Raw genomic sequence first — 15453 nt, 5'->3', positions numbered from 1 at the left:
CCGTGAAGGCCACCTTGAGGGACTCTATGTCCCTGAAGGTGGCCTTCACGGACATTCACGGAGGAGTACTGGGGATGCAGAACAGGCGGAGTTTTCTCGCGCTCGCGGGAGTCGGGGCGCTGGTCGCCGCGTGCGGGTCGAACACCGGACGGCAGGGTGACCCGCCGCCGTCGACGGCGTACTCGGCCGGGCCGCCGCCCACGGACGCGCCGAAGGTCGCGCTCCAGCAGTGGTACCACGCCTACGGCGAGGACGGCGTCCAGGAAGCCGTCAAGCGCTACGCCGCGACGTACCCCGGTGCCGCCGTAACCGTGCAGTGGAACCCGGGCGACTACGACTCGAAGATCGTCACCGCGCTGCAGAACAGCAAGGTGCCGGACGTCTTCGAGGCCCAGGTGAAGATCGACTGGGTGCGGCAGAACCAGGTCGTCGCGCTCGACGACGTCATCGGGCCGGTCAAGGGTGACTTCAGCCCGGCGGTGCTGGCCGCGCAGACCGTCGAGGGCAAGGTCTACGGCATCCCGCAGGCCACCGACACGCAGGTGCTCTTCTACCGCAAGAGCCTGCTGCAGGCGGCCGGCGTGCAGCCGCCGCAGAGCATCGACGAGCTGATCGACGCGGCGTCGAAGCTCACGAAGGACGGCGTGAAGGGCCTCTTCGCGGGCAACGACGGCGGTGTCGGCGTGCTCACCGGCCCGCTGCTGTGGTCGGCCGGCCTCGACTACCTGAAGAACGGCAACCGCGAGGTCGGCTTCGACGACCCGCGCGCCGCGACCGCCCTGGCCAAGCTGCACACGCTCAACACCAACGGTTCGCTGCTGCTCGGCGCGCCCGCCGACTGGTCGGACCCCGGCGCGTTCATCGACGGCCTGGCCGCGATGCAGTGGACCGGGCTGTGGAACGTGCCGAAGATCCGCGACGCCTTCGACGACGACTTCGGCGTGCTGCCCTTCCCCAAGCTCGACGCGAGTGGCGCGCCGTCGGTGCCGGTCGGCGCGTACGGCGCGATGGTCAACGCCAAGAGCGCGCACGTCGCCGAGGCGAAGGCGTTCGTGAAGTGGCTGTGGGTCGACCAGACGCAGGACCAGCTGGAGTTCGCGACGAAGTTCGGCTTCCACGTCCCGGCGCGCCAGAGCCTGATCGACCGCGCGGACAGTCTCAAGACCGGCCCGGCGGCCGACGCCGCCAAGTTCGTCAAGGAGAACAGCCACCTGGTCGGCGGTCCGGTGTGGACGCAGCCGTCGAACACGGCCCTGTCCGACGCCGTCGCGAAGATCGCGAAGGAGGGGGCGGACCCGGCCGCGCAGGTCAAGACGGCGGTCGGGGTCGCGCAGGCCGAACTCAAGCGCCTGTTCGGATGAAGCGGCGCGATGCACGCGCGTTCTGGCTGTTCGTCGGGCCGTTCCTGCTGGGGCTGGCGGTGTTCGCGTACCTGCCGATCGGCTGGAGCGCGTACCTGTCGTTCTTCGACGCGCGCAACACCGTCACGCCCACGGAGTTCGTCGGGCTGGACAACTACGGGCACATGCTCACCGACGAGCCGTTCCTGTCCAGTCTCGGCACGTTCAGCGTGTTCGCGCTGTTCATCGTGCCGCTGACGTTCGTGCTGTCACTGGCGTTGGCGCTCGGCGTCAACCAGCTGCGGTTCGCGAGGGCGTTCTTCCGGTCGGTGTTCTTCCTGCCGTTCGCGTGCTCGTACGTCGTGGCGTCGCTGATCTGGAAGACTTCCCTGTTCTCGGGTGTCCGATATGGACTGGCGAACTCGGTGCTGGCGCTCTTCGGCGCCGACCCGGTCGCCTGGACGGGCACGGTCCACCCGCCGCTGTACTGGGTCGTCCTGGTGACGGCGCGGCTGTGGCTGCAGCTCGGGTTCTACATGATCCTGTTCATCGCGGCCCTGCAACGGATCCCCATACACCTGTACGAGGCCGCGTGGCTCGACGGCGCGAAGCCGGGCTGGCAGGTCTTCCGCTACGTGACCCTGCCCCAGCTGCGCGCGACGGCCGTGGCGGTACTGCTGTTGAACCTGATCAACGCGTACCAGGCGTTCGACGAGTTCTACAACATCATGGGTGACGCCCGCGGCTACCCGCCGTTCGCCCGGCCACCGTTGGTCTACCTGTATTACACCTCCCTGGGTTCCGGCGGCCAGGACCTCGGCCGCGGCAGCGCGGGCGCGGTGATCCTGGCGCTGATCATCGCGCTGGTGACGCTCCTGCAGGGTCGCGTCCTCCGGTTCGGACGTGCGTCATGAGAGCGTTCCTCCGCTGGACGGCGCTGATCGTCGCGGCAGTGCTGTTCCTGCTGCCGTTCTACCTGCTGCTGCGCAACGGCCTGGCGTCCCGCGCGGAGATCACCGCTCCACAGTGGACGTTCTTCCCGTCCACAGTGCACTGGGAGAACTTCGCCAAGCTGTTCTCGCTGGACGACGTCCCCTTCGCCCGAAGCCTGCTGAACTCGGCGATCGTGGCGGTGCTGCAGACGGTCGGCCTGCTGGTGCTGTGCTCGCTGGCGGGCTACGGCCTGGCGCGCATCCCGTACCGCCATTCTCGCTTGGTCTTCTACGCGGTGCTGGGAACGCTGATGATCCCGACGTCGGTGACGTTCGTGCCGAGCTTCGTGGTGGTCTCGACGCTCGGCTGGCTGTCGGACTTCCGCGGCCTGGTGATCCCGGGGCTGTTCAGCGCGTTCAGCGTCTTCCTCTTCCGGCAGTACTTCCTGGACTTCCCGCGCGAGCTGGAGGAAGCGGGCCGGGTGGACGGCCTCACCCGATGGGGTGTTTTCTGGCGCATCGTCGTCCCGAACTCGCGAGGGTTCTTCGCGGCGATCGCCGTGATCACGGTGATCGGCAGCTGGAACGCGTTCCTGTGGCCGCTGATCATCGCCCAGTCCCCGGATTCGTGGACGGTCCAGGTGGCGTTGTCGGGCCTGCTGACGGCGCAGAACCCGCAGCTGAACCTGCTGTTCCTGGCGGCGGCGGTGTCGATCCTGCCGATCGTGCTGCTGTTCGCGTTCCTGCAGCGCTACCTGGTGCGCGGGGTGACCGAATCGGGCCTGAAAGGCTGAGTAACGTGCGACGACGCTGAAGCGACTTCGGTGTGTACAGACAGAAGCAGGTGCGGTGTGACGAGTTACGACCCCTACCAGCAGCAGCCCGACCCGGCCGAGCCGGCGTGGCAGCAGTACCCGCCCTCGGGGCCGTCCCCGGTGCAGCCCTACGGGACGCAGCCGTACCCGGTCCCGTCGTCGGCGCTGCAGCCCTACGGGAGCCAGCCGTACCCCGTGCAGCCGTACCCGGGCCCGCAGTACGCCGGCCAGCCGTACGCGGCGGCGGCGTACCCGATGCTGCGCACCAGCGGCACGGCCGTCGCCGGCATGGTGATCGGCATCGTGGCGCTGGTCCTGTTCTGGGTTCCGTTCCTCGACCTGCTGCTCGGTTTCCTGGCGATCGGCCTGTCGTGGGCCGGCATGATCCAGGGCGACCGGCCCGGCTACACCGGCAAGGGCATGGCGATCGCGGGCTTGCTCTGCGGCATCATCGCGGTCATCCCGGCCCTGGTCATCATGCTGTTCTTCTTCGGCTTGTTCGCCGCCGCGGGCACCGCGTGCGGGATCGCCTGCTGACGAAGGCGGCCTCGCCGAGTCGAGCACCCGGCTCGCCCAGCTCAAGCCAACCGCCCGCGTCCTTGCCTAGGCGGGTTCACCGGCCGAAGACACCGCCGACGACCTCTTCACGCTCGGCGCCGAAGGCCTCTCGAACCTCGGTCCGGGCGGAAATGACCACGACCTTCGGCGGTACACCCCGCCCAAGGCCTGTGACAAGGTGAACCCAAGTGTCACGGTGAATATTTTTCATGTTCACCGTGTGGACAACGTCGTCCGGCACGGTGCTGGGCAACCGAGACACCTGGGGAGCGAAACACATGGCCGAACTCACCCGGCGCACCTTCGCCACGGCCGGCGCCGCCGGTCTCGGGCTGCTGCTCTGCACACCCACCGCGAACGCGCTCGACCGGGCGCTGCGGCTCACCTCCACCCGCTCGGTCAGCACCGCCGGGACGACCCTCGAGCAGGTCGCGACCGGCGGCGGCACCGCGACCTACTCCCGGCTGAGCGCCGGGCCCGGCTGGCCGCTCGTCGTCCGCGGTGACCTCGCCGCCCCGCAGGCCGGACGCGACGACCGGCGCCGCGCGCTCAGCGCGTTCGTGCAGTTCACCGACCTGCACATCACCGACACCGAGAGCCCCGCGCGCTTCGAGTACCTGCACCCCTACATCGGCTCCGCGCACCGGCCGCAGGAAGCGCTCGGCACCGTCGCGACCAGCGCGCTCGTCGAACGCGTCAACAGCGTGCGGCAGGGGCCGTTCACCGGACGGCCGTTCGACCTCATGGTCACCACCGGCGACAACACCGACAACCACGAGCTGATCGAGCTCGACTGGTTCCTCAAGGTGCTCAACGGCGGCAGCGTCACGCCGAACTCCGGCGACCCCAACGCCTACGAGGGCGTCCAGAGCTCGGGCAACAGCGCGTTCTGGAACCCGGCCACCCCGGGCGGCGACGCCTACTCCGCCAAGGGCTTCCCGCAGCTGCCCGGCTTGCTCGAAGCGGGCATCGGGACGTTCACCGCGCCGGGTCTCGACGTCCCGTGGTTCTGCACCTTCGGCAACCACGACGACAGCATCGTCGGCTCGCTGCCGGCCCAGATCCCCGGCATCGACGCCTGGTACACCAGCAAGTACAAGGTGATCGGCAAGGACGAGAGCACCGCGAAGAAGCTCGCCGCGGCCATCAAGAAGCCCGGCTCGAGCGTGCCGGTCGCCGAGTTGTTCGGCGGCGGGGGCACGATCCGCGAGATCACGCCGGACGCGCGCCGCCGCCCGTTCAGCACCGGCGAGTTCGTGCGCGCGCACCTGGACACCGCCAACACCGGCCCCGGCCCGGTCGGGCACGGCTTCGGTGCCGACAACGCCGACGGCAAGGCCGTCTACTACACGTTCCGGATCGCACCCGGCATCACCGGCATCAGCCTCGACACGACGACCGACGCCGGGTTCGCCGACGGCTCGATCGGCCTCGCGCAGTACAACTGGGTCGAGTCGACGCTCAAGCGCGGCAGCTCGGCGTACTACGACTTCTTCGGCCGCCGGGTCACCCACGGCGTCACCGACGAGCTGTTCCTCCTGTTCAGCCACCACACCAGCGGCTCGATGGGCAACCTGCTGCCGGACTCGCGCCACCTGCTCGACCCGCGCCTCGACGGCAACGCGTTCGTCGCGCTGCTCAAGCGTTTCCCGAACGTCCTGGCCTGGGTCAACGGCCACACCCACCTCAACAAGATCACCGCGCACGCCGGCGGCACGCCGAAGCAGAGCTTCTGGGAGATCAACACCGCGTCGCACGTCGACTTCCCGCAGCAGGCCCGGATCGTCGAGGTCGCGGACAACGCCGACGGCACGTTGTCGCTGTTCACGACGCTGATCGAGGCCGAAGCGCCGTATGCCGTGGACTACGACGCCCGGACGCCGCAAGCGCTTGCGTCCCTCTACCGGGAGCTGTCGTACAACGACATCCACGTCGACCTCGGCCGGGTCGGCGAGGCCGTGGACCACAACACGGAACTGCTGCTGGTCAACCCGCTCAGCTGATTACCCCGGTGGTAATCGCCCCGCGGCGCCGGCGTCCGGCAAGCTGCGGGGCATGACCGATCCCGAGGGCACGCAGCTCTTCCACCGCTCCATGCCGTTCTCCGAACGCCTCGGCGTCGAGGTGCTGGAACACGGGCCCGCGCTCGTGCGCAGCCGGCTGGAGTGGGACGAGAGCCTCTGCACGCTCGGCGGCGCGCTGCACGGGGGCGCGCTCATGGCGCTGGCCGACTCGACCGGCGCCGTGTGCGCGTTCCTCAACCTGCCCGAGGGCGGGCAGGGCACGACGACCGTCGAGTCGAAGACGAACTTCCTGCGCGCGGTGCGTTCGGGCTACGCGACTGCGTCGTCCAGACCACTGCACGCGGGCCGCAAGTTCGTCGTGGTGGAGACCGAGGTCCACGACGACGACGGCAAGTTGGTCGCGAAAGTGACACAGACGCAGGCCGTGCTCTAGGTACCTGTTTACATACCCGGCCGGAACGGCGAAAATCCCTGGCTACTGGTGGGTCGACGGTGGGAGCCGGGATGCGGGTGCGCAGTTTGTTCTCCATATTGTCCGTGGTGATGCTGACGGCGGTGACCGCGCAGGTCGCCGAGGCGTCGCCTGGCCGGCCGGGTGACGACGAGTCGATCGACTACCACGAGTGGGCCGGCGGCCGCCTGCACGAGGGCAGCTTCGCCGGGCTCGCGCTGACCCGCGACGGCCTGCGCATCACGCGCCCGATCGGCACGGTCGAGCACACCGAGCCCGAGCTGGGCACGACGAAGACGTACGAATACGCCCAGTGGACGTCGCCGTCGTACCGCCAGGGCTTCGGCGCGACGCAGCTCGTCTCGTCGTGGAACGCGCTGACGCCGGCGAAGACCTGGCTGCAGGTCGAGGCGCAGGGCAGAACGTCGGCGGGCGCGGAGACGGCCTGGTACGTGATGGGCCGCTGGGCCAGCGGCGACGCCGACATCCTGCGCACCAGCGTCGACGGCCAGGACGACGCGAACGCCCTGGTCGACGTCGACACACTGGTCACGAAGGCGGGCGTCACGCTCAAGTCGTACAAGCTGCGGATCAGCCTCTACCGGGAGAAGGGCTCGAACGCGACCCCGTCGGTGACGTCGCTGGGCGCGATGACCTCGGCCGTGCCGGACCGCTTCGACGTCCAGACGACGAAGCCGGGCCGCGCGACCGGGATCGAGCTGAAGGTGCCCGCGTACGCCCAGAACCTCCACAAGGGACAGTTCCCGCAGTACGGCGGGGGCGGCGAAGCCTGGTGCAGCCCGACGTCGACGGAGATGGTGGCCGAGTACTGGGGCAAGAAGCCGTCGGCGGCGGAGATGTCGTGGATCCCGTCGGACTACGTCGACCCGTCGGTCGCGTTCGCGGCGCGCTACACCTACGACCACGCCTACGACGGCACCGGCAACTGGCCGTTCAACACGGCTTATGCGGCGTCACGCGGCCTGCGCGGGCACATCACGCGGCTGCACTCGCTGAACGAGCTGGAGACCTACATCGCCCGTGGCATCCCGGTGATCACGTCGCAGTCGTTCCTGGCCGAGGAGCTGGACGGCGCGGGTTACGGCACGGCGGGCCACATCATGGTGGTGGTCGGCTTCACGAAGGACGGCGACGTGATCGTCAACGACCCGGCGTCGAGCAGCAACGACCGGGTGCGCAACGTCTACAAGCGGGACCAGTTCGAGAAGATCTGGCAGCGCACGAAGCGCTACCGCGCGGACGGCACCGTGGCGAGCGGCCCGGGCGGGATCGTCTACATCGTCACCCCCGCTTGAGCCGTGAAGGCCACCTTGAGGGACTCTGAGTCCCTCAAGGTGGCCTTCACGTCCTTTCACCAGGCCTGGCCGGCCTGCTGCCGGGTCGTGCGGTTGATCCGGTTGAAGAAGTTCGTCAGCGCGATGTTCAGGGTGATCGCCGACAGCTGCTTCTCGTCGAAGCAGGCGGCGGCCGCGTCCCAGATCTCGTCGGTCACGCCCGGCTCGCCGTCCTGGATCCGGGTCGCGGCTTCGGTCAGCGCGAGCGCCGCCCGTTCCGGCTCGGTGAAGAACGGCGTCTCGCGCCAGGCGACGACGTTGTGCAGCCGCTCGTCGGTCTCGCCCTGCTTCTTCGCGGACTGGACGCCGGCGAACACGCACGGGCTGCAGCCGTTGACCTCACTGGCCCGCAGGTGAACCAGCTCGAGCAGCAGCGGATCGACCCCGCCGGCGTGCACCGCCTTGAACAGCTGCTGGATCGCTCCGACCACTTCAGGGCTGCTCGAACTCTTGAGCCAGGCCGAGGCGTTCGAGGCCCAGCGCGACCGGCTGCGCGCGGTCGCCCACCGGGTGCTCGGCTCGCACGCCGACGCCGAGGACGTCGTCCAGGAGGCGTGGCTGCGCCTTTCGCGCCAGGACGCGGCGACGATCCACAACCTCGACGGCTGGCTGACGACGGTGGTCGGCCGGATCAGCCTGGACGTCCTGCGCTCGCGCAGGTCACGTCCCGAGTCGCCCTACGACGAGGTCGTCGTGGCTCTCGAAGGCCCCGAGGACGACGTCGCTCTCGCCGACTCGGTCGGGCTCGCGCTGCTGGTCGTCCTGGAGTCGCTCGGGCCGGGCGAGCGCGTGGCGTTCGCGCTGCACGACCTGTTCGCCGTGCCGTTCGACGAGATCGGCCACATCCTCGGCAAGACCCCGGGCGCGGCGAAGATGCTCGGCAGCCGGGCCCGCCGCAAGGTCCGGGAGGCGTCCCGTCCGGCGACGGCCGGACCCGAGCAGCGCAAGGTCGTCCAGGCATTCCTGACGGCGGCGCGCGACGGCGACTTCGAGGGACTGCTGCGCGTGCTCGACCCCGAGGTCCAGCTGACGGTCGACACACCGGGCGGCGTGGTCGTGGTCCTCGGCGCGACGAGCGTCGCGGCGGGCGCCCGCTTCGGCGCGGCCTCAGGCGGACGCGCGGTGCTGGTCGGCGGTCTGCCGGGCGTCGTGGCGTGGCGCGAGGACGGCAGCCCGCTGTCGGTGGTGGCGTTCACGGTGGTGGGCGGCTTGGTCGCGAGCATCGCGGCGGTGGCCGACCCGGCGCGGCTGGCGTCGATGGAGCTGCCGGAGCCACCCGAGACTGTCAGTGCTCCCCGGTAGCGTGGAACCCGGGGGCCGGAGGCACGTGCTTCAGTCGTGCTGGTCGCCCTGGGAATCGCAGGCGCAGCCGCCGCCGTTGCGGGGTTTCTTGCGCGGGAGCGGACTCTGCGGCGGCAGGGCCGCGACCATCACCGTGTCGGCGTTCAGCGGGCCGACCGCGGCCGCACCGCTGGGAGAACCCAGTGGCGCGTCGCGCCCGGGGAGGATCTCGGTGAAGAACCGGCCGTTGTCCGGCGCGGACGAGAGATCTTCCACGAAGGAGACCGCTTCCACCGGGCAGACCGCCTCGCAGGCGCCGCACTCGAAGCACTCGTCCGGATGGATGTAGAAGCTCCGGGCGCCCTCGTAGATGCAGTCCAGCGGACACTCGTCCACGCACGCGCGGTCCTTGACGTCGACACACGGAAGCCCGATCACAAACGCCATGCGAGGAACCTAGCCACATCCGCTCTGTCCGGAAAGGGCGGATTGCTGTCGGTGCCGGCCGGAGGCACGTGCCAGACTGCCGGAGCCATGCCGCGCCCCTGTTGTTCCTCGACGTCGACGGTCCGCTGATCCCGTTCGGGCGGACTTCCGGCGAGTACAAAACGTTCACGGACGCCGACCTCGGCCACCCGCTGCTGTCCCGGATCGACCCGGGGCTCGGCCCGCGGCTGCTCGCCCTCGGGTGCAACCTCGTCTGGGCCACCACCTGGATGGAAGACGCCAACGAATGCGTGGCCCCGCTGGCGGGCCTGCCGCAGCTCCCGGTGCTCGACTTCCCCGACGACGACGCCACCGGTCCCGGCCCGCACTGGAAGACCCGGCCGATCGTCGAGCGGGCCGCGGGACGCGCCTTCGCCTGGATCGACGACGAAACCACCGACGCCGACCGGGCCTGGGTCGCCGAACACCATCCCGGCCCGGCGCTGCTCCACACCGTCTCGGCGAGCGCCGGGATCACCACCGCTGACCTCGGGGTCATCGCCGAGTGGCTGACCGAAGTTGCGTGAAGCGCAACCTGTTGCGCCTTCATCACCGAACCTCACTCATGCGGATGTCGCCATCTCCGCATCATCCGTGGCAAGCTGCGGACGAACCAGCAGTGCAGCCGGGAAGGTGGATTCGCATGCCGTACGAGGTCCAGGGGGTCGTTTCGCGGGCGAAGGGCGAGCCGGTCTCGCTGGAGACGGTCCTGGTGCCCGATCCCGGACCCGGCGAGGCCGTCGTCAACGTGCAGGCCTGCGGGGTCTGCCACACCGACCTGCACTACCGCGAGGGCGGGATCAACGACGACTTCCCGTTCCTGCTCGGCCACGAGGCCGCCGGGGTCGTCGAAGCCGTCGGCGAGGGCGTCACCGACCTCGAGCCCGGCGACTACGTCATCCTCAACTGGCGCGCGGTCTGCGGCACCTGCCGGGCCTGCAAGCGCGGCAAGCCGTGGTACTGCTTCTCGACGTTCAACGCCACCCAGCCGATGACGCTCGCCGACGGCACCAAGCTGTCGGCCGCGCTCGGCGTCGGCGCGTTCCTCGAGAAGACGCTCGTCCACAGCGGACAGTGCACGAAAGTCAGCCGTGACGCCGAACCGGCCGTCGCCGGGCTGCTCGGCTGTGGCGTGATGGCCGGGCTGGGCGCGGCGATCAACACCGGCGCCGTCACCCGCGGCGACTCGGTCGCGGTCATCGGCTGCGGCGGCGTCGGCGACGCGGCCATCGCGGGCGCGAAGCTGGCCGGCGCCACCACGATCGTCGCGATCGACATGGACGACCGGAAGCTGGAGTGGGCCAAGGACTTCGGCGCGACGCACACCGTCAACAGCAAGGGCCTGTCCGAAGAAGCCGTGGTCGAGGCCATGCAGGACGTCACCAACAGCTTCGGCCCGGACGTCGTGATCGACGCCGTCGGCCGGCCGGAGACCTGGCGGCAGGCGTTCTACGGCCGCGACCTCGCCGGCACCGTCGTGCTGGTCGGCGTGCCGACGCCGGAGATGCGCCTCAACGACCTGCCGCTGATCGACTTCTTCTCGCGCGGCGGCTCGCTCAAGTCGTCCTGGTACGGCGATTGCCTGCCGAGCCGCGACTTCCCGATGCTGGTGGACCTCTACCTGCAGGGACGGCTGCCGCTCGACAAGTTCGTCACCGAGCGGATCGGCGTCGACGGCGTCGAGCAGGCCTTCGAGCGCATGCACCACGGTGACGTCCTGCGCAGCGTGGTGACGTTCTGACGCTCTTCGTCGACGAGGACTACCCGGCCGACCCCTACCCGGGGACCCGGCCGGGCTTCTCCTTCGTGCACACCGACGGCGCCGGGCACCCGCTGGACACCGCGCCGGAAGGCTGGCGGGAGCGCCAAGCCGTCCTGGCGTACGGCTCCAACGCGAACCCGTCGAAGATCAGCTGGATGCGCGCCGAACTGGGCCTCCAAGGCCCGGTCGTCGTTGCGCACGCCCGCTGCGACGGCCTCGCCGCGGTCTGGGCGGCCGGCCTGCGCTACCGCGACGGCCAGCGCCCGGCGACGCTCACCGCGCTGCCGGGCGTCGAGGAGCACGCCGTCTGGTTCGTGACGCCCGACCAGCTCGCGGTGCTGGACGTCTGCGAAGGCCGCGGCAACCGCTACCACCTGGTCCGGCTGACCGACCCGGACATCACGCTCGAAGACGGCAGCGCGGTCACCGACGTCCTGGCCTACATCGGCGCGATACCGATCCGCTTCCCCCTGCTGGTCGACGGCAAGCCGGTGCGCACGGCCGACGTCCCGCAGGCGCAGGCCATCGAGCTGCAGGGCGAGGAAGCGGACGGCCCGGGCATCGCGTGCGAGGTCGTCGCGCCGCCGGACGGGCACACCTTCCCCTAGATCAGCTTGCCCGGGTTGAGGATACCGGTCGGGTCGACGGCCGACTTCGCCGCGCGCAGCACTTCGACACCGAGCTTGCCGATCTCCGCGCTCAGGTAGGGCGCGTGGTCGACACCGACGGCGTGGTGGTGCGAAATCGTGCCCAGGCCGCTGATCGCCTCGCTGGCCGCGGCCTTCGCGCGCTGCCACTGGCCGACCGGGTCGGCCTCGTCGCGCGCGGTCAGCACCGTGAAGTACAGCGACGCGCCCGTTTCGTACGCGTGCGAAATGTGGCACATGACGATCGCACGGCCCAGTGACGCCGTGAGCGCGGCCCGGACGTCGTCGCGCAGTTCGTCCACAGTGGACCAGTAGGTCGCCGTCTCCAGCGTCTCGACGCAGACGCCACGGTCCATCAGCATGTCGCGCTGGCGCGGGCCGCCGAACCGGCCGTGCCGCCAGGACTCGCCGAGGGCCTTGCCGACGCGCACCGCGCCCAGCGCCTTGAGCCGGCGCGTCGTCTCGCGGCGCCGCACCGCGACGTCGTGCGCGGTGCCTTCCCAGCCGACGATGAGGAAACACGGCCGCCGCACCCCGCGCGCGGCCAGGTACTTGCGCAGCGCGGTCGTCTTGAGCCCGGCGTTCAGCGCGAGCGACACCTCGGTTTCGTCCACATCGGACAGCCGGGTGACGTCGGCGAGCACGTGGTTCTGAGCCAGGTCGCGCACGGCCGCCGCGCCGGCTTCCCAGCCGGGCAGCGCGTAACCCTCGTACCGCTTGACCGGCGGCGCCGGCCGGACGCGCAGCGAAACCTCCGTGATGACCCCGAGTGCGCCTTCGCTGCCGACGGCGAGCTGGCGCAGGTCCGGCCCGGCCGCGGACGCCGGGGCGACACCGAGCTTCCACTCGCCGCGCGGGGTGGCCAGCCGGACGCCGGTGACCATGTCCTCGAACCGGCCGTAACCCGACGACGCCTGCCCGGCCGAGCGCGTCGCCGCGAAGCCGCCGATCGTGGCGCGCTCGAACGACTGCGGGATGTGCCCGAGCGTCAGGCCGCGCTCGCCGAGGAGCCGTTCGGCTTCGGGACCGCGGACGCCGGCCTGCAGCACGGCGATGCGTGATTCGGTGTCGATCGAGACCAGCGCGTCGAGCCGGACCAGGTCTAGCGCGATCACCGACGTCTTCTCACCGCTGAGCGCGGCGACCCCGCCGACCACCGAGGTGCCGCCGCCGAACGGGACAACTCCGACATCGTGCTTGACGCAGGCGTCGAGCACGGCCTGGACCTCGTCCGGGTCCGCGGGCAGCACCACCGCGTCGGGCACCGGGAACCCGGCTTCGGCCGTGCGGCGGCGCAGCAGGTCCAGGTACGACAGGCCGGTGGCCCGCGCGAGCCGCGCCGCGTCGTCGACCAGCACGTTCGCCGATCCGACGACCTCCGACAGCGCCGTGACAGCAGACTCGGCCAGGTTCGACGACGGTATTTTCACCGTCAATTCTGCCGATGGTGCAGCGCTGGGAGCCATCTGGCCTATACGCTGTTCAAGCCACTTGGCCGCTCGCGCGGGAAGCTGGGCGGCGTCGGCGGCTTCCGCGGTCCAAGACCGTCGGAGACGGTGGTCAATCAGCTCGTTCACGACTACAGTGTGACATATGGACGTTAAACGTCACACCATGCAGAGCGCGGCATCGTCCGCGCTCGCGGACACCCGCAACCGCCAGACGGCGACGCGCGTGGCCGATGACGTGCTGCTCGACGCCGCGCGCACCTGCGTGCTAGCGGTCGGTGTGCGCCGCACCACACTCGCCGAGATCGCCCGCACCGCGCGCGTCAGCCGGATGACGGTCTACCGCCGGTTCCCGGACGTGCGCAGCGTGCTCGCCGCGTTGATGACGCGGGAGTTCAGCGGTTTGCTGCGCACCGCGAGCGAACGCGGTGCGGACGCGGCGAACAGCCGTGAGCGGCTGGTGCTCATCGCCTCGGCCGGGATCCGCGCGCTGTCGACCGACCCGCTGTTCCGCACGCTGCTCGACGTCGACCCCGAGCTGGTGCTGCCGTACATCGTGCAGCGGCTCGGCGCGACCCAGAAGTTCGCCGAGCAAGCGCTTCACCAGCTGCTGGCGGCCGGCCACCACGACGGTTCGATCCGGCGCGCGCCGGTGGCGGCCCAGTCACGTGCGGTGCTGCTGCTGGTCCAGTCCTTCGCGTTTTCGCTGCGGCCGGCGACGGTGGACGTCGACGAAGCGGCGCTGATGGCGGAGTTCACCCACGTGCTCGACGCGGCCCTGAAGCCATGACGTCCGGTTCGCTCAACGCGCGGCGCCGCGAACGCGAGCTCGCGGAACTGGCGTCGGGCGAACGCGTGGACGTCATCGTGGTCGGCGGCGGCGTCACCGGCACCGGGATCGCGCTCGACGCGGCGTCCCGTGGGCTGTCGGTGGCGCTCGTCGAGGCGCGTGACCTCGCCTTCGGGACGTCACGCTGGTCGTCGAAGCTCGTCCACGGCGGCCTGCGGTACCTGGCGCACGGCGAGCTGGGCCTGGCGCACGAAAGCGCTGTCGAGCGCGGCGTCCTGATGACACGCACGGCACCGCACCTCACGCGCGCCATGCCGCAGCTGTTCCCGTTGTACCCCAGCACGTCCCGGGCGCAGCAGGCCTTGGTCGCGGGGGGCCTGCGGGCGGGTGACGCCCTGCGCCGGGCGGCACGCACGCCGTCGTCGGTGCTGCCGCGGCCGCGCACCATCCCGGCGGCGGAGGCCCTCGCGCTGGCGCCGGGGTTGTCGCCGCACGGGCTGCGCGGTGCATTGCTGGCCTACGACGGCGCTCTCGTCGATGACGCACGCCTGGTCATCAGCCTGGCGCGCACGGCCGCGGCGTTCGGCGCCCGGATCCTGACCCGCCTGTCGGCGGTTTCCGTGACGGCCGACCGAGTTCGCGTCCGCGACGGCGTCTCGGGCGACGAGCTGGACTTGTTCGCCCGTCAGGTCGTCAACGCGACCGGCGTCTGGGCCGGGACGTTGACCGGCTCGGTGAAGCTGCGGCCGTCGCGTGGTTCGCACCTGGTGCTCGCCCCGGGGACGGTGCCGATGGGCACGACGTCGGTCAACATCGGCGTGCCGGGCGAGACCAACCGGTTCGTCTTCCTGCTCCCCCAGCCGGACGGCCGGGTCTACTTGGGACTGACGGACGAGCCCGTCTCAGGTGACCTGCCCGACGTGCCAACGGTTCCGTCGTCCGATGTGGACTTCTTGCTGTCACTGGCTTCGTCAGTTCTGTCGCGTCCGCTGACCCGCGAGGACATCGCGGGCTCGTACGCCGGACTGCGGCCGCTGATCGAGGGCACGGGGGGCCGTTCGGCGGACTTGTCCCGCAAGCACGCCGTCCTCGCGGGCTCCGACGGCCTGCTGACGGTGGTCGGCGGCAAGCTCACCACGTACCGTCGCATGGCCGAGGACGCGGTCGACGCGGCGGTGCGCCTGGCCGGGCTACCGTCCACGCCCTGCCGGACGTCCCGGCTACCCCTGCTGGGCGCGGCCCGCCGCGAGGATCTGTCCCTTGTGGACGCACCCGCCCGGTTGGTGGCCAAGTACGGCACGGAGGCGCCCCGGGTGGCGGCACTGGGCGAGCTGGACACCGAGTTCGCGGCCCCGGTGTCTCCGAACACGGAGATCACGGCGGCGGAGATCGTCTGGGCGGTCCGCAACGAGGGCGCGCTGGACGTCGAGGACGTGCTGGAACGCCGCACACGGCTGGCGCTGATCCCCGCGGATGCCGCCGCGGCGACTCCGCGAGTGACCGAGCTGGTCGACAAGGCACTGGCCGGCCTGGCCTGACGCTTCAGGTGAAGTTCTTCAACAAG

At 70.5% G+C, this 15453-nt stretch carries 17 protein-coding genes; 13 read left to right on the top strand and 4 right to left on the bottom strand.

Annotated elements, in window-relative coordinates:
• Positions 1 to 74: 74 nt before the first annotated feature.
• Genes ACIOD2_RS07980 through ACIOD2_RS07965 form a run of 4 tightly spaced genes read left to right on the top strand, consistent with a single transcriptional unit; the run spans position 75 to position 3624 of the window.
• On the top strand, positions 75 to 1361 hold the full coding sequence (locus ACIOD2_RS07980) for an ABC transporter substrate-binding protein (protein WP_400535656.1): 1287 nt from the start codon (positions 75 to 77) through the stop codon (positions 1359 to 1361).
• A complete protein-coding gene (locus tag ACIOD2_RS07975; RefSeq protein ID WP_400535653.1) occupies positions 1358 to 2254 on the top strand; it encodes a carbohydrate ABC transporter permease in 897 nt (298 codons plus the stop codon). The genes ACIOD2_RS07980 and ACIOD2_RS07975 overlap by 4 nt, the downstream gene beginning before the upstream one ends.
• Positions 2251 to 3066, top strand: coding sequence for a carbohydrate ABC transporter permease (locus ACIOD2_RS07970; RefSeq protein WP_400535650.1), 816 nt, complete (start codon positions 2251 to 2253; stop codon positions 3064 to 3066). Before ACIOD2_RS07975 ends, ACIOD2_RS07970 begins: the two co-directional genes overlap by 4 nt.
• A 57-nt stretch (positions 3067 to 3123) precedes the next feature.
• Positions 3124 to 3624 (top strand): DUF4190 domain-containing protein, encoded by a 501-nt coding sequence (locus ACIOD2_RS07965; protein ID WP_400535648.1) that lies wholly within the window; start codon positions 3124 to 3126, stop codon positions 3622 to 3624.
• A 76-nt stretch (positions 3625 to 3700) separates the two neighbouring features.
• Here ACIOD2_RS07965 and ACIOD2_RS07960 read toward each other — a convergent pair whose 3' ends face one another.
• Positions 3701 to 3898 carry a hypothetical protein gene (locus tag ACIOD2_RS07960; protein ID WP_400535645.1) on the bottom strand — a complete coding sequence of 66 codons (198 nt, stop codon included), beginning with the start codon at positions 3896 to 3898 and terminating at the stop codon, positions 3701 to 3703.
• Between the two features lie 25 nt (positions 3899 to 3923).
• Between ACIOD2_RS07960 and ACIOD2_RS07955 the strand changes: the two genes are divergently transcribed.
• The 3 genes from ACIOD2_RS07955 to ACIOD2_RS07945 all read left to right on the top strand — a co-directional run bounded on the left by ACIOD2_RS07955 (position 3924) and on the right by ACIOD2_RS07945 (position 7436).
• Positions 3924 to 5648 carry a TIGR03767 family metallophosphoesterase gene (locus ACIOD2_RS07955; RefSeq protein ID WP_400535642.1) on the top strand — a complete coding sequence of 575 codons (1725 nt, stop codon included), beginning with the start codon at positions 3924 to 3926 and terminating at the stop codon, positions 5646 to 5648.
• Positions 5649 to 5700: 52 nt separating this feature from the next.
• Positions 5701 to 6102, top strand: coding sequence for a PaaI family thioesterase (locus ACIOD2_RS07950; RefSeq protein WP_400535640.1), 402 nt, complete (start codon positions 5701 to 5703; stop codon positions 6100 to 6102).
• A gap of 71 nt (positions 6103 to 6173) precedes the next feature.
• Positions 6174 to 7436 carry a peptidase C39 family protein gene (locus ACIOD2_RS07945; protein ID WP_400535637.1) on the top strand — a complete coding sequence of 421 codons (1263 nt, stop codon included), beginning with the start codon at positions 6174 to 6176 and terminating at the stop codon, positions 7434 to 7436.
• Between the two features lie 56 nt (positions 7437 to 7492).
• Here ACIOD2_RS07945 and ACIOD2_RS07940 read toward each other — a convergent pair whose 3' ends face one another.
• Positions 7493 to 7906 (bottom strand): carboxymuconolactone decarboxylase family protein, encoded by a 414-nt coding sequence (locus ACIOD2_RS07940; RefSeq protein WP_400535636.1) that lies wholly within the window; start codon positions 7904 to 7906, stop codon positions 7493 to 7495.
• 19 nt (positions 7907 to 7925) lie between these two features.
• On the opposite strand from ACIOD2_RS07940, the gene ACIOD2_RS07935 reads away from it, so the two are divergent.
• Positions 7926 to 8777 (top strand): sigma-70 family RNA polymerase sigma factor, encoded by an 852-nt coding sequence (locus ACIOD2_RS07935; protein WP_400535633.1) that lies wholly within the window; start codon positions 7926 to 7928, stop codon positions 8775 to 8777.
• 30 nt (positions 8778 to 8807) lie between these two features.
• Here ACIOD2_RS07935 and fdxA read toward each other — a convergent pair whose 3' ends face one another.
• A complete protein-coding gene (fdxA, locus tag ACIOD2_RS07930; RefSeq protein ID WP_400535630.1) occupies positions 8808 to 9203 on the bottom strand; it encodes a ferredoxin in 396 nt (131 codons plus the stop codon).
• A gap of 68 nt (positions 9204 to 9271) precedes the next feature.
• Here fdxA and ACIOD2_RS07925 point away from each other — a divergent pair, with 68 nt between their 5' ends.
• The 3 genes from ACIOD2_RS07925 (at position 9272) to ACIOD2_RS07915 (ending at position 11612) form a co-directional block, all read left to right on the top strand.
• The gene (locus tag ACIOD2_RS07925; RefSeq protein ID WP_400535627.1) at positions 9272 to 9769 is read left to right on the top strand and encodes an HAD domain-containing protein; all 498 of its coding nucleotides are present in this window, start codon (positions 9272 to 9274) and stop codon (positions 9767 to 9769) included.
• Between the two features lie 116 nt (positions 9770 to 9885).
• Entirely contained in the window at positions 9886 to 10983 is a 1098-nt protein-coding gene (locus ACIOD2_RS07920; protein ID WP_400535624.1) for an S-(hydroxymethyl)mycothiol dehydrogenase, read from the top strand.
• A 65-nt stretch (positions 10984 to 11048) separates the two neighbouring features.
• Entirely contained in the window at positions 11049 to 11612 is a 564-nt protein-coding gene (locus tag ACIOD2_RS07915; protein WP_400535621.1) for a gamma-glutamylcyclotransferase family protein, read from the top strand.
• On the opposite strand, the gene ACIOD2_RS07910 is transcribed toward ACIOD2_RS07915, so the two are convergent.
• Entirely contained in the window at positions 11609 to 13228 is a 1620-nt protein-coding gene (locus ACIOD2_RS07910; RefSeq protein WP_400535618.1) for an FAD-binding oxidoreductase, read from the bottom strand. The two genes, ACIOD2_RS07915 and ACIOD2_RS07910, sit on opposite strands and share 4 nt — an antisense overlap.
• Positions 13229 to 13325: 97 nt before the next feature.
• On the opposite strand from ACIOD2_RS07910, the gene ACIOD2_RS07905 reads away from it, so the two are divergent.
• Both ACIOD2_RS07905 and ACIOD2_RS07900 read left to right on the top strand, forming a co-directional pair.
• Positions 13326 to 13889 carry a TetR/AcrR family transcriptional regulator gene (locus ACIOD2_RS07905; protein WP_400537937.1) on the top strand — a complete coding sequence of 188 codons (564 nt, stop codon included), beginning with the start codon at positions 13326 to 13328 and terminating at the stop codon, positions 13887 to 13889.
• A complete protein-coding gene (locus ACIOD2_RS07900) occupies positions 13886 to 15427 on the top strand; it encodes a glycerol-3-phosphate dehydrogenase/oxidase (RefSeq protein WP_400535615.1) in 1542 nt (513 codons plus the stop codon). Before ACIOD2_RS07905 ends, ACIOD2_RS07900 begins: the two co-directional genes overlap by 4 nt.
• Positions 15428 to 15453: the final 26 nt, after the last annotated feature.

Source organism: Amycolatopsis sp. NPDC088138 (assembly GCF_044741685.1).
Classification (GTDB): Bacteria; Actinomycetota; Actinomycetes; order Mycobacteriales; family Pseudonocardiaceae; genus Amycolatopsis.
This window is presented reverse-complemented; position numbering and strand designations above follow the sequence as displayed.